At 66.2% G+C, this 12293-nt stretch carries 12 protein-coding genes, 1 tRNA gene and 1 pseudogene; 8 read left to right on the forward strand and 6 right to left on the reverse strand.

What is annotated here, in order from left to right; translation table 11 throughout:
- Positions 1-32: 32 nt before the first annotated feature.
- The 4 genes from G6N67_RS19860 to G6N67_RS19875 form a co-directional block, all read right to left on the reverse strand.
- A complete protein-coding gene (locus tag G6N67_RS19860; RefSeq protein WP_131524563.1) occupies positions 33-1037 on the reverse strand; it encodes a hypothetical protein in 1005 nt (334 codons plus the stop codon).
- A gap of 132 nt (positions 1038-1169) precedes the next feature.
- Positions 1170-2771 carry a hypothetical protein gene (locus G6N67_RS19865; protein WP_079481882.1) on the reverse strand — a complete coding sequence of 534 codons (1602 nt, stop codon included), beginning with the start codon at positions 2769-2771 and terminating at the stop codon, positions 1170-1172.
- A 95-nt stretch (positions 2772-2866) separates the two neighbouring features.
- Positions 2867-3184 carry a helix-turn-helix domain-containing protein gene (locus G6N67_RS19870; RefSeq protein ID WP_036429384.1) on the reverse strand — a complete coding sequence of 106 codons (318 nt, stop codon included), beginning with the start codon at positions 3182-3184 and terminating at the stop codon, positions 2867-2869.
- Between the two features lies 1 nt (position 3185).
- Positions 3186-4238, reverse strand: a complete 1053-nt coding sequence (locus G6N67_RS19875) for a tyrosine-type recombinase/integrase (RefSeq protein ID WP_036429383.1) — start codon at positions 4236-4238, stop codon at positions 3186-3188.
- Positions 4239-4427: 189 nt separating this feature from the next.
- Here G6N67_RS19875 and G6N67_RS19880 point away from each other — a divergent pair.
- Positions 4428-5237 (forward strand): annotated as a pseudogene (locus tag G6N67_RS19880) (alpha/beta hydrolase); the annotation flags it as partial.
- Positions 5238-5301: 64 nt separating this feature from the next.
- Positions 5302-5757, forward strand: a complete 456-nt coding sequence (locus tag G6N67_RS19885; RefSeq protein WP_229480172.1) for a lipoprotein LppJ family protein — start codon at positions 5302-5304, stop codon at positions 5755-5757.
- On the opposite strand, the gene G6N67_RS19890 is transcribed toward G6N67_RS19885, so the two are convergent.
- Positions 5735-6955 carry an MFS transporter gene (locus G6N67_RS19890; protein WP_036434527.1) on the reverse strand — a complete coding sequence of 407 codons (1221 nt, stop codon included), beginning with the start codon at positions 6953-6955 and terminating at the stop codon, positions 5735-5737. The genes G6N67_RS19885 and G6N67_RS19890 overlap by 23 nt on opposite strands.
- Positions 6956-7056: 101 nt before the next feature.
- On the opposite strand from G6N67_RS19890, the gene G6N67_RS19895 reads away from it, so the two are divergent.
- The 5 genes from G6N67_RS19895 to G6N67_RS19915 are packed head-to-tail and all read left to right on the forward strand — an operon-like array spanning position 7057 to position 11493.
- Positions 7057-7413, forward strand: a complete 357-nt coding sequence (locus tag G6N67_RS19895) for an ArsR/SmtB family transcription factor (RefSeq protein ID WP_036429381.1) — start codon at positions 7057-7059, stop codon at positions 7411-7413.
- Between the two features lie 39 nt (positions 7414-7452).
- On the forward strand, positions 7453-8514 hold the full coding sequence (locus G6N67_RS19900) for an ABC transporter substrate-binding protein (protein WP_036434525.1): 1062 nt from the start codon (positions 7453-7455) through the stop codon (positions 8512-8514).
- Complete coding sequence (locus G6N67_RS19905; protein ID WP_036429380.1) at positions 8511-9314, forward strand: ABC transporter ATP-binding protein; 804 nt, start codon at positions 8511-8513, stop codon at positions 9312-9314. Before G6N67_RS19900 ends, G6N67_RS19905 begins: the two co-directional genes overlap by 4 nt.
- On the forward strand, positions 9307-10149 hold the full coding sequence (locus G6N67_RS19910) for an ABC transporter permease (protein ID WP_036429379.1): 843 nt from the start codon (positions 9307-9309) through the stop codon (positions 10147-10149). Before G6N67_RS19905 ends, G6N67_RS19910 begins: the two co-directional genes overlap by 8 nt.
- 12 nt (positions 10150-10161) lie before the next feature.
- Positions 10162-11493, forward strand: a complete 1332-nt coding sequence (locus G6N67_RS19915) for an LLM class flavin-dependent oxidoreductase (protein ID WP_036429378.1) — start codon at positions 10162-10164, stop codon at positions 11491-11493.
- An 87-nt stretch (positions 11494-11580) separates the two neighbouring features.
- Here G6N67_RS19915 and G6N67_RS19920 read toward each other — a convergent pair whose 3' ends face one another.
- Positions 11581-12072, reverse strand: coding sequence for a YajQ family cyclic di-GMP-binding protein (locus tag G6N67_RS19920; RefSeq protein WP_036429377.1), 492 nt, complete (start codon positions 12070-12072; stop codon positions 11581-11583).
- 109 nt (positions 12073-12181) lie between these two features.
- Here G6N67_RS19920 and G6N67_RS19925 point away from each other — a divergent pair.
- Positions 12182-12264: transfer RNA gene (locus tag G6N67_RS19925), tRNA-Tyr, on the forward strand.
- Positions 12265-12293: the final 29 nt, after the last annotated feature.

Genomic DNA, 12293 nt, shown 5'->3' on the forward strand with positions numbered 1-12293 from the left:
TCGAAGCGGGGGTGTCGGTGTCGGTTTCCATGTCAACCGTGAGGGCGTCGCAACCACAGGCTTTGATCGACGCCGCCGGCGGGATGGGCGGCAAAATCGATGCGCTGCAGGCCGTCATCGACGGCGAGCGCACGCAGCTGGAGCGCCTGCAGAACGCGTGGGAGGGCGACGCGGCCGCGGCAGCGATCGCCAAGGGCCGGCAGTTGATCGCCGAGCAGGAGAAGTTCCGCGCCCGGCTGGTGCAGATGCAGACCGCGTTGCGCGACGGCGGCGAACAGTTGGACGCGCTGCGCAGTGCCATCGTGACGATGGCGGACACGTTGGCGGCCATGGGGTTTTCGGTGGCCGACGACGGGACCGTGACGCCGCATCAGTGGCTCGTCGGGCGGTTCCTCGACGGGCTCGCGGAGAAGTTCACGGGCTTCCTCAAACACCTGCTCGAGACATTCGACAGCGTCGACGCGTCGACCGCGGCGGCCATCGAGCAAGCCGCCGCCGCGCCGCCGCCGGGGGCTTCGGTCAAGGTCGGCGGTCAGGACATTCAGCTGCCCCCGCCCGGCACCGACGCGGCCGAAGTGGAGAAGTGGTGGAATTCGCTGAGCCCCGAGCAGCGCGACGGGCTCAGGGCCGCGCATCCCGCCGGTCTCGGCAACCTGAACGGCATTCCGATCGTCGACCGCGATCAGGTCAACCAGAAGGTCATGGAGGACGACCTCAAGCGGGTCCGCGACATCGCGGGCCGCAACGGCGTATCCGAGGACGACGTCGTCAAGAACCCGGAGAAGTACGGCCTGACCCAGGTCGACGCCACGCGGTTCTACAACGCCCGGCGCACCGGTGAGGGGCTGGCCCATCAGCGCGGCGGCGACCCGAAAGCCCCGCGGCCCGTGATGCTGATGGCCTACGATCCGCTCGCCGACAACGGCCAGGGCCGCGCCGCGATCACGATCGGCAACCCGGACACCGCCAGGAACACCGCGGTGATCGTGCCCGGGACCGGCAGCAGCGTACGGGACGGCTGGCTGGCCGACGGCCACGACGACGCCATCAACATGTACGAACAAAAGACCGCAAGTTCAGGATTACTGAACAACGATTGGCGCTCTCGCGGTCGCGAGTTGGTCGAACTTGCGGATCGTATCGGGTGTGAGCGCTGCTTTGGCGCAGGTTCAGTCGGTGTCGCGGCCGTCGTCGTGGTGGTCGAGCGCGGTGGCGTCTGCGCAGTAGTGCAGAGCCGTTGGAGCAGTGACGCCGAACAGGTGCGCGAAGCGCAGCGGGTCTGCGTTGCCGTTATGGACCTCGTCGAGGAAGCGATCGACGCGCAGTTGGTGGGCTGTGTACCCGAGCCTTCGGAATGTGGCGCTGATGTGGCCAGTGGGTACCGCGGCGACGGTGTTGGCGCTCTGATAGTTGACCAGCAGGTGAGGGTTGGCCGTGTTGGGCCAGCGTTGGCGCCGGTATTCGAGCCACGCAATGAGGTATTGGCCGGTGAGGCTGTCGAGCGCGCGCGGCTTACCCGCGACGGCGATGGTACCTGCGGTCAGGTCCACATCATCGATTCGGAGAGTGACGATTTGGCCTGCGCGCATCGCATGGACGCCGGCCAGCAGCACCATCAAGTGTTCGTCGGGCCTGAGGTCGTCAGCGAACAACCGGGCTCGGTCTTGGGGTTGCAGCCCGATCGGCGCCGCCGTTTTGATGTTCTGTCCGCTGAGGTGCCTGGTGGGATTGGCGAAGATGATTCGTTGTGTTTTAAGGGTTTTGAACAGCGAGCGCATGGCGCTGGCGGCCAGGCCTCGTTTGGCTCCCGAGAAGGTAGCGACTTGTTCGTCGATGCCCTCCGGGGTGACCTCGCGCAGCGAGTCGTAGGTCTGCGACCAGTTGGCCAGGGGCGTGGTGAGGATCCAGACGTACGAGCGAATCGTCTGGTATTGCAAGGGTTTTTGTGGTCGGTCGCCGCGGCCGAGGAGTCTTTCGGTCCATATGTGAAGTTCGGAGCGGATCTGTGGGCACAGGTCGGCGAACTGGGTGTCGAGCCAGAGCTGGAATGTGGCTTCGGTGCTGGACGTCGCGAGTCCCTCGTCGGTGAGGAAGTCGATGACGCGCTGGACTGCGTTGTTGGCGCGGTGGCTGGCGGTGGTGTCGAGCAATTCTTTGATGGCGTTACTGGTCCACGGCGGCGGGCCCAGAACATCGCTGCCGGCGAGGACGATCCGCAGGCTGGTGCGCGCGACGGTCAGGACCCCGGGGGACCAGCCGCGAGCCCGCCCGTACATGGTCATCTGAGCCAGCAGGAGTTTGCCGGTCGGGGTATTGCGGACGTGTATGGCGCGGCGCTTGTTGGTGCAGTTGCGGCACAGTCCATTCGCACCGATGGGGAATCGTTGGCCGCAGGCCGGGCAGTCACCGGTGCCGTGCCGCCGAAAGTGCTCATAGCAGTTCTTGCAGCGGCCGGCGATGATCTCGCCGGTTTCCCCGCAGTCTTGGCATCGGCCCGTGGGGTTGGCGGCGCGGCGCTGGCACTGCCGGCAGCGCGCACCGTAGAGGCGGCGAAAATCGCGGTGGCAGTCGGTGCAGGTGCCGGCGCGTGCCCGGGACCGCCTTTCGCACGCCTCGCACAAGGCGTGTTTGCCCTCAATGGGACGGACTTTGTTGCATCCGGGGCACAGTCCGTCGTGAAGCCGCGATACGCGATAGCAGGTGGCGCACAGGCCTTTGGCGACCTGTCGTCGAAAAAGGCCGCAGTTGTCGCAGTTTCGCGGCGTGCGCATTTTCCGGGCTCGGCAGGCGTTGCAGAGCTGCGAATGCACCCGTCCTCTGCCCTGGCGTCCACATTCCCGGCAGACGACGATCGGCTCCCGATCGCTCATACGGGCGGCGCAGGTCGGTGGCCGCGGCGGGCTTTCGGTTGCACCGCAGGGCCATTGGCGGCCAGCGGCGCGCTCTGCGGTGAGGTGCGCTTAGCCGCTTCGCTATCGCGGATGAGCAACTCCCCGGGCTCGCAGTCCAGGACCGAACAGATGATGTCCAGATCATCCAGGCGGATCGAAATCGGTTCACCGGCCCACAGATGTGACATCTTGCCTGCCGATATCACCAAGCCTTGCTCGGCGAGCAGTCGGCGCAGATCTGAAGCGCGCCATATGCTGCGCTGCGCGGCGACGAGCCGCAAGTTCCATTTCATGTCAGCTGGTCTCCTTGAATCTGGAGGCGGATCGTTCAGCAGCAGCCAGGTACTCCGCCTCAATCGTCCCGTCGGTCACGTGCACATAGCGAACCGTGGTGGACAACCACCGATGCCCGAGAAGTTGCTGGATCGCGTCGAGGCTGACGCCTTCGCCGTAGAGCCGGGACGCTGCGGCATGCCGGAGCACGTGCGGGGTCAGCGTTCGCACCGGACCCTGCAGATGACGTTCGGCCGCTTCCCCAAGAGCTTTGGCGAAAACCGATCCGCTGATCGGACCATCGCGTTCAGAGGGAAACAGCGGCGCCCGGGGCAGCGTCCAGTCGTCGCGGAACTCGCCTCGGACCTCCTGCACCCACCACGTCAGCAGGGGCCGGGTGTCACCGAGCATCGGGACCAGTCGTTCGCGGGGGCCAGAACCGCGCGATCCCTTGCCCATCCGGACATGGATCTTCCCCAGCGGGCCGTGAGAGAAGTGCAGGTCTTCGATCGCGAGCATGCACACTTCCTGAAGACGCAGCCCGACTTCCGCGGCAAGCCGTGCGATCACATACGACCGGGTAGCGGTCAACCATCTGCGTTGACTGGCAAGCGAATCGCGCCACGCCACAAAGAATGCCGCCAGATCGCGGCTCGATGGTGGCACTCGGACCTTGAACTCGCCCCGATGCCGGGGCCGGTTACACGAATCGATCGGCGAGGCCACCACCCGGCCGGTGAGCTCGTGGATCTCGCCCGCATACCGCAGCTCAAGGAAGGCGAAGAACAAATCGACCGCCACGGCCTTGCCCATTCGCGTCGCTGGCGCGTTCTTCCGTTGATGCTGGCCCAGAAAGCGATCGGCGTGGACCGGCTCGATCTCCCACGCGGGTACCTCAGCCACGGTGAGAAACTCTTCAACCGCCGCGATTTCCTTGCGGATCGTGCTGTCAGCCACACCATGCGCCATGCGCGTCAACACATATTCGGCCATCAGGTGTTCTTGGTACGCCGCAACGCCATCGGGATCAGTCAGCGACCGGGGCGAACGCAAATCCCGAACAACGTTCAGCATCGTGCTCCTTCGACGCAACTTCAGGAATCCCGAGCAGATTATTACATTCACATCCTGTGGGTGGGATTTCGAGAGACGTGTCAGTATTCTTGCGCGGCGGTCGGAAAGGTCTCATCGCATGGCTTCACCAGCGAATACGTCCGAGCTGGGCTTACCTCTCCTCAAACGAACTTGCGGAAGAGCGGATAGTCCCGGCTGGCCGATCGGAACAACGACACCGCGGTCGTCATGTGGATGGGGTACGACGCGCCGGACAGCTTCACCGATCCGCGGATCGCCAACCCCGACCTGGCGCGCCGTGGTGGCGCGCTGCTCGCCGCCGACGTGAATGCCCTTGGCGTCACGCATGATCCGTCGAAACCGTCGCACGTCACGGTCATCGGCCACTCGTACGGGTCGACCACCGTGGCCGACGCGTTCGCGGGCAGCGGGATGAAGGCCAACGACGCGGTGCTGATCGGTTGTCCGGGAACCGATCTCGCCAAGAGCGCGGCCGATTTCCACGTCGACGGCGGTCAGGTCTATGTGGGGTCGGCGTCCACCGACCCGGTCAGCTGGCTGGGAAACCCCGGAGCGATACCCGCCAACGTCCTCAACGAGATGCTGGGATATCCCGTCGGCGCACAGGCCGGGCTGGGCACCGACCCGGCCGGCGACGAGTACGGTTCGGTGCGGTTCCGGGCCGAGGTGGCCGGCGAGGACGGCGTGAGTTTCCACGATCATTCGCGGTACTACGAGAAGGGCAGCGAGGCGCTGCGGGCCATGACCGACATCGCCAGTGGTCACAGTGAGCGCCTGACCAGTGACGGTCTGCTGGCCGAGGGGCGGCATCAGCCTCACATCAGCACACCCGACCACGTCGACGTGCCGGGCATCGGGTCAATCCCGTTGCCGCACATCGACACCGATATTCCAGGGGTGCCCGCGTTCATCGACCCCGAAGCCGACCGACCAGGGAGCTCTGTGACTCTTGACCATGGCTACAAACCGACGAACTGACCGGGTGCTGGTGCCGCTCGCCGTTGTGGCGCTGCTGTGTTCGGCCGTATTGGGAGGATGTTCGATGCTGTTTCACCGGGATGCCGACGTACCGAACCCGATGAGCGACGACGAGGCGACGGCACAGGTCATCGACGTCGGCCGGCAGCTGCGCACCGTCGCGGTGCTGCAGGACGTGAGCGGCGGTTTCAGCTTCCAGTCGTGCAACGACCAGGGGGAGCCGCCGTACCGGGGCCACGTGGAGATGAGTTCGCTGCTGCCCGCCGGTGTCGATGCGGACACCTATGCGCGTCAGGTCGCCGACGCGATGGTGGCTGCGGGCTGGACCGACGGTCCGCCGCCAGGGCTCAATCCGTATGGCACCGTGATCCATCAGGGCGGCGTGATGGTCATCATGGGGCCCGCGCACGTCCCGAGCCGGTTGTCGTACGACATCTCGGGGGAGTGCCGCAACACCACCAACCATCGCGACGACGGCAAGACCGTCGGCCGTGACGTCAGTGCTGAACTGAACTCCTGACCGCACGCATCGATCGAGCGCCGATCGCTGCGGCAGCCAGGCACGCCAGCGCCACGGCGGCCGCGAACCACGGGAAGACCGTGGCCAGATCCCAGCGGGTCGCGGCCCAACCGGCGAGCAGCGTGGGCACGGCCATCGCGGTGTAGGCCAGCACGTAGAACGCCGACATGGTCTCGCCGCGCTGGTCGGCGGGCACCACGTGCGAGAGGTGGCGCAGCGACCCGCCGAAGCCGAGCCCGAACGTGGCCCCCAGCAGGGCTGCGGCCACGAACACCAGTGGCCAGGAATGCATCACCAACACCGGAACGGTCAGGATCAGCGTGAGGGCCATGCCCACGTCGCCGATGATCGCGGCCCGGTGCGCCGGGATGTGGGTGGCGGCCAACTGTGCCAGCGCCGCCGCGAATGCGGTGACCCCGACCACGCCGCCGCCGAACAGCAGGTTGTCGATGTGGGTCTGATGCGCGGCCAGGGACGGATACAGCGACAACAGCACGCCGAGCACCGACCACGACGCCATCGCGCCGATGGCCGCGAACCAGAAGTCGCCGCGGATCTCGGCTGACACAGCGGGTTTGGAGATCCGGATCGGACCGGCCGACCGGGCGGTGTGGGTCTCACGCAGGGCCAGCACCCCGACGCCGACGAGCGCGCAGACCACCGCGACGACGGCGTACGGCGTGCGCAGCGGGTGCGGTGCGTACTGTGCGAGCACTGCGGAGCCGACGATGGCGACGGTCATGCCGATGTTGAAGGCCACACCGCTGAGTTGTCCTGACCGCACACCGTGGTTCGGGCGGAGGTCGAGTAGGGCGGCCGCGGCGACGACCACGATCGAACCGACCGCGGCGCCGTGGATGGTTCGGGCCACCAGCAGTAGCGCCATGTTGTCGGCGATCAGGAACACGCCGAGTCCGACGAGCATCGCGAGCAGTGCGCCGATCAGCACGGGCTTGCGCCCGACGACGTCGGAGACGCGGCCGGAGATCAGGACCGCGGCCAGTGCCGCGAGGGCATACACCGCGAACACGATCGTGGTGGCCAGGGGAGTGAGGTGCCACGCCGTTTCGTAGATGCCGTACAGCGGTGCGGGCAGACCCGAGACACCGAGTGCGACGCCGCTGAGTACCAGCAGCAGCGGGTAGGCCCAGCGCTGTGTGTCGTTACCGAACGAGCGGTCGGCCGCCACGGGCGTCATGATCACTCCTGATGCGGTAGTTTGATGATCATCGAACTTGGTCGAGCGTACGCCGGGTTCGATGATCATCAAACTTATTTTCGCGTGATGGAGGGCACACCATGGTCGAGGCGCAGTCAGCCACGACGGTCCGCCGTCCCGTCGCGCCCATCCACCAGGTGCTGGGTGCGCTGCAGGATCCGGTGCGGCTGGAGATGGTCCGCCGCCTGCACAACGCCGGCGGGCCGGTGAAGTGCGCGGCGCTGTACGACGGCATCAACAAGTCCACGGCCACGCACCACTTCAACATCCTGCGCGACGCCGGACTGATCGAACGTCAACCCGTCGAGGGCCACACGCATCAGCGGCTGCGCGTCGAGGATGTCGACGCCGCAATTCCCGGCCTGCTGGGTTCGGTGGTGGCCCAGGCCAACCGGGAAGTCGGCACCACATCGGGATTTGATTCCCCGCGAGGTTAAAGGGTTACCCCGCGTCGGTTGGTTGTCACGATGGCCGGCATGCGGTCAAAACGTTCGGTGTTCGCCTGGACCCTCGCCATCTTCGCGCTGGTCCTCGCGGCGTGCGGATCCTCCGGGGAAGCCGCGCACAGTGCAGACGGCAAGACCGTGGTGCGTTATCAGGGCTGGGCCGGCGAGGTCGAGTTCCAGGAACTCGCCGAAGAACTCGGCTTCTACAAGAACATCAAGCTGGAATGGGTCGGCAACACCACGAGCGGCCCGCAGGACATCCAGTCCGTGGCGACCGGCGACATCGACGTGGGCTCGGCGTTCAACGGCGCGGTGGTCAAGCTCAACGCGGCCGGGGCGCCCATCACGTCGGTATTGAGCTCCTACGGCGCCGACGACGGCGAATACACCGGCTATTACGTGTTGGCCGACAGCCCGATCCACACCGCGCGCGACCTCATCGGCAAGAAGGTCGGCATGAACACGCTCGGTGCGCACCACGAGTTTCTCACCAGAGAGTGGCTCGCGCAGCAGGGGCTGTCCCAAGATGAGATCAAGACCGTGACACTCACGGTCGTGCCGCCCGTCAACACCGAACAGGCGTTGCGCGAGAAGCAGATCGACGTGGCGGCGCTCAACACGATCTGGCGTGAGACGGCCACCGAACGCGGCGGCATCCGACCGCTGTTCACCGACAAGTCGCTGTTCGGTGCGTTCAGCTACGGCACCTACGTGATGCGCGACGACTTCATCGCCAAGAACAAAGACGCCGCAGCCGATTTCGTGCAGGGCACGGCGCGAGCCGTCCGCTGGGCGCAGGTCACGCCGCGCGATCAGGTGGTCGCGAAGTTCCACGACATCATCGACAAGCGCAACCGAAACGAGGACACCAAGACCATCGACTACTGGCGCAGCTCGGGCATCCCGGTGCCGGGGGCTGTCATCGCCGAACGTGAGTTGCAGACCTGGATCGACTGGCTGGTGCGCAACGGTGAACTCGACCAGGGCAAACTGACCGCGAAAGACCTGTACACCAACGAGTTCAACCCGTACGCCAACGGAACCTTCCCCGAAGGCAGCGGACCCGACGGCCAGACGCTGGCGCAGAAATGACCACGCCACCAAAGCTGCGTCTGCGCAACGTCACCAAACAGTTCGAGATCCGTGGTGAGAAAACCGGTTTCACGGCCATCGAGGACATCAGCATCGACCTGGCCACGGGCGAGTTCCTGGTGCTGGTGGGCCCGAGCGGCTGTGGCAAGTCGACGCTGCTCGACCTGCTCGGCGGCCTGAGCGCACCCACGGCGGGCGAGATCCTGCTCGACGGGCACCCGGTCTCGGGGCCCGGGCTCGACCGCGGCATCGTGTTCCAGCAGTACGCCCTGCTGCCGTGGCGGACCGCCCGCAAGAACATCGAATTCGGCCTGGAGGCAAAGGGTCTGCGCGCTGCCGAGCGCCGTGGACTGGCCGAGCACTATCTCGAACTGGTGGGCCTGCAAGCCTTCGCCGACCGTTACCCGCACGAGCTGTCGGGTGGCATGAAGCAACGCGTGGCCATCGCCCGCAGCCTCGCGTTCGATCCCGAGGTGCTGCTGATGGACGAACCGTTCGCGGCGCTGGACGCCCAGACCCGGGAATCGCTCCAGGGCGAGCTGCTGCGGATCTGGCAGGCCACGGGCAAGACCATCCTGTTCATCACCCACGGCATCGACGAGGCGCTCTACCTCGGACAGCGGGTTGCGGTGCTGACGTCGCGGCCCGGGCGGATCAAGACGATCGTCGACGTCGACATCGACCGCAGCGCCGAGGACGTGCGGTCCAGCGAGGGATTCCGCGCGCAGCGGCATCACATCTGGACCCTGCTGCACGACGAAGTCGAACGCGCGCAGTCCCAGGAGGTCCAGCATGTCTAGTGCGGTCGCCGAGGCCGCGGCGCCCGCCGTCGCACCGTTTTCCCCGTCAACCCCCGCACCTCCACCCCGGCGCGCGACCGCGGTGGCGTGGCGGCTGGTGCGCGCCACGAGCGTCATCGTCGCGTTCCTCGCGCTGTGGGAGGTCGCACCCCGGGTCGGGTTGGTGGACAAGGTCTTTCTGCCGCCGTTCAGCGAGGTCGTCGAAGCATGGTTCGCGCTGGCCGCCAACGGGCAGCTGTGGGAACACGTATCGGCAAGCCTGTCGCGTGCGCTCGCCGGGTTGCTCGTGGCGATTGCCGTGAGCATCCCGCTCGGGGTGGCCATCGCGTGGTACCGGCCGGTCGCCGAATTTCTCAACCCGCTGCTCGAACTGTTCCGCAACACCGCGGCCCTTGCCCTGCTCCCGGTGTTCGTGCTGATACTCGGCATCGGCGAGACGTCCAAGGTCGCACTGGTGATCTACGCGTCGTCGTTCCCGATCCTGCTCAACACCATCTCGGGCGTCCGCATGGTCGATCCACTTCTGGTCAAATCCGCTCGTTCACTGGGCCTTTCACCGATCCGGTTGTTCCAGAAGGTGATCCTGCCCGCCGCGGTGCCCACGATCTTCACGGGCCTGCGGATGGCTGCGGCGTCATCGATCCTCGTGCTGATCGCGGCCGAGATGGTCGGCGCGAAAGCGGGGCTCGGATACCTGATCACCGCGTCCCAGCTGAACTTTCAGATTCCGAACATGTACGCAGGCATCGTCACCATCGCCCTCGTCGGCGTCGCTTTCAACGGCGTGCTCGTCGCGATCGAAGACCGCCTGTCGGGCTGGCGTCACACCACGTAGAAGAGGAGAACCTTGCCGCGCCAACTGCATCTCAACGCGTTCCTGATGGGTGTCGGCCACCACGAAGCGGCCTGGCGTCACCCCCGCACCGACACCCGGAACCTCAGCAGCGTCAGCCACTTTCAGAACCTCGCGCAGATCGCCGAGCGTGGCCGGCTCGACTCGGTGTTCTTCGCCGACGGTTTGGCGGTCGACCCCCGCGTCAAGCACAACATTCAGGCGATCTTCGAGCCGATCACGCTGCTGACCGCGATCGCCACCGCGACCCAACACATCGGCCTGATCGCGACCGCGACCACCGGCTATCTTGAGCCCTACACGCTGGCCCGCAGTTTCGCGTCGCTCGACCACATCAGCGGAGGCCGCGCCGGCTGGAACATCGTCACCTCGGCCGGGGAGGACGAGGCCGCGAACTTCGGCTTCGACGCAATCCCGGACCACGCCGGAAGATACCGGCGCGCAGCCGAATTCGTCGACGTCGCGACCGCACTGTGGGACAGCTGGGAGGACGATGCGCTGGTCCTCGACGAGGAGTCCGGCATCTTCGCCGATCCGGCCAAAGTGCACCGGATCGACCATGTGGGAGAACACTTCACCGTTCGTGGACCGCTGAACTCGCCGCGGTCGGTGCAGGGCAGGCCACTGCTGGTCCAGGCCGGGTCGTCGGAAACCGGAAAGGACTTCGCGGCCCGCTACGCCGAGGCGATCTTCACCGCTCAGCGGTCGATCGAAGAAGGGCAGGCGTTCTACCGCGACGTCAAGGCCCGCGCGGTCAAGTTCGGCCGCAGCGCCGACGATGTGGTGATCCTGCCCGGTATCGTGCCGTTCCTCGGGCCGACCGAAGCGGCGGCCCGAGAGCTGGAGCAGGAGTTCACCGATCTCATCTCGCCCGAGTACTCGCTGCGCCAGCTGTCGCAGATGCTCGGGGTCGACCTCACCGCGCACGCGCTCGACGCGCCGTTGCCCCCGCTGCCGCCGATCGAGCAGATCCAGGGCAACAAGAGTCGCTACCAACTCGTCAAAGAGCTCGCGAGCCGGGAATCGCTGACGGTGCGGCAATTGATCGCCAAGCTCGGCGGCGGCCGTGGGCACCGGACGTTCGCCGGGACGCCCGAGCAGATCGCCGACAACCTTCAGGAGTGGTTCACCGCGGGCGCGGCCGACGGGTTCAACGTGATGCCGCCTTACCTGCCCGGTGGTCTGGAGGATTTCGTCGAGCACGTGGTGCCGATCCTGCAGCGGCGCGGGCTGTTCCGCACCGAGTACACCGCCACGACGCTGCGCGGCCACTACGGCCTGGCGCGCAGGCCGAGCCGATTCACCGCGACAGCGGCTGCCAGCTGAGCTGTCGACCAGCACCCGATCGACGCTGCGGTGACGGCGCCAAACCTCGAGTCCCCGGCGCCGTCACCGCGGACTCAACGCGACGGCTCAGCGGTAGTTGACGAACTGCAGGGCCACATCGAGGTCGGAGCCCTTCAGCAACGCGATGACGGCCTGCAGGTCGTCGCGCTTCTTCGAGCTGACCCGGATCTCGTCGCCCTGGATCTGTGCCTTGACGCCCTTGGGGCCTTCGTCGCGGATGATCTTGGTGATCTTCTTGGCCTGCTCGCTGCTGATGCCCTGCTTGATGTCGCCGGTCACCTTGTAGGTCTTGCCGCTCGCTTGCGGCTCACCGGCATCGAAGGCCTTCATCGAGATGTCGCGCCGGACCAGTTTCTCCTTGAACACGTCGACGGCGGCCTTGACGCGTTCCTCGGTGCTCGAGCTGAGTTCGATCACCTCGTCGCCCTTCCAAGCGATGGTGGTGTCGGTACCGCGGAAGTCGAACCGGGTGGCCAGCTCCTTGGCGGCCTGGTTGAGCGCGTTGTCGACCTCCTGGCGATCGACCTTGCTGACGACGTCGAAGCTGGAATCCGCCATTGGATCGCCTCTCCTCTCCCTCGGTGAGTGCTGCCGGTTTGTAGTTTGGGTACATCCTCGTTGTACCCTGCTAGTCGCACCAAACCGGGAACGGGGCGGAGCAGCACCAGGCAGGTTGCCCGAGCGGCCAATGGGAGCGGACTGTAAATCCGTCGGCTTACGCCTACAGTGGTTCGAATCCACTACCTGCCACCCAGAACAGGCCTCCTCTTTCGAGGAGG

It is taken from the genome of Mycolicibacterium mageritense (assembly GCF_010727475.1).
GTDB classification, from domain to species: Bacteria; Actinomycetota; Actinomycetes; order Mycobacteriales; family Mycobacteriaceae; genus Mycobacterium; species Mycobacterium mageritense.

What these genes read in the sequence shown, in the direction of transcription:
- G6N67_RS19865 (WP_079481882.1), bottom strand. Translation starts at nt 2,771, where the DNA reads ATGCGCACGCCGCGAAACTGCGACAACTGCGGCCTTTTTCGACGACAG.
- G6N67_RS19870 (WP_036429384.1), bottom strand. Translation starts at nt 3,184, where the DNA reads ATGAAATGGAACTTGCGGCTCGTCGCCGCGCAGCGCAGCATATGGCGC.
- G6N67_RS19875 (WP_036429383.1), bottom strand. Translation starts at nt 4,238, where the DNA reads ATGCTGAACGTTGTTCGGGATTTGCGTTCGCCCCGGTCGCTGACTGAT.
- G6N67_RS19885 (WP_229480172.1), top strand. Translation starts at nt 5,302, where the DNA reads ATGCTGTTTCACCGGGATGCCGACGTACCGAACCCGATGAGCGACGAC.
- G6N67_RS19890 (WP_036434527.1), bottom strand. Translation starts at nt 6,955, where the DNA reads ATGACGCCCGTGGCGGCCGACCGCTCGTTCGGTAACGACACACAGCGC.
- G6N67_RS19895 (WP_036429381.1), top strand. Translation starts at nt 7,057, where the DNA reads ATGGTCGAGGCGCAGTCAGCCACGACGGTCCGCCGTCCCGTCGCGCCC.
- G6N67_RS19900 (WP_036434525.1), top strand. Translation starts at nt 7,453, where the DNA reads ATGCGGTCAAAACGTTCGGTGTTCGCCTGGACCCTCGCCATCTTCGCG.
- G6N67_RS19905 (WP_036429380.1), top strand. Translation starts at nt 8,511, where the DNA reads ATGACCACGCCACCAAAGCTGCGTCTGCGCAACGTCACCAAACAGTTC.
- G6N67_RS19910 (WP_036429379.1), top strand. Translation starts at nt 9,307, where the DNA reads ATGTCTAGTGCGGTCGCCGAGGCCGCGGCGCCCGCCGTCGCACCGTTT.
- G6N67_RS19920 (WP_036429377.1), bottom strand. Translation starts at nt 12,072, where the DNA reads ATGGCGGATTCCAGCTTCGACGTCGTCAGCAAGGTCGATCGCCAGGAG.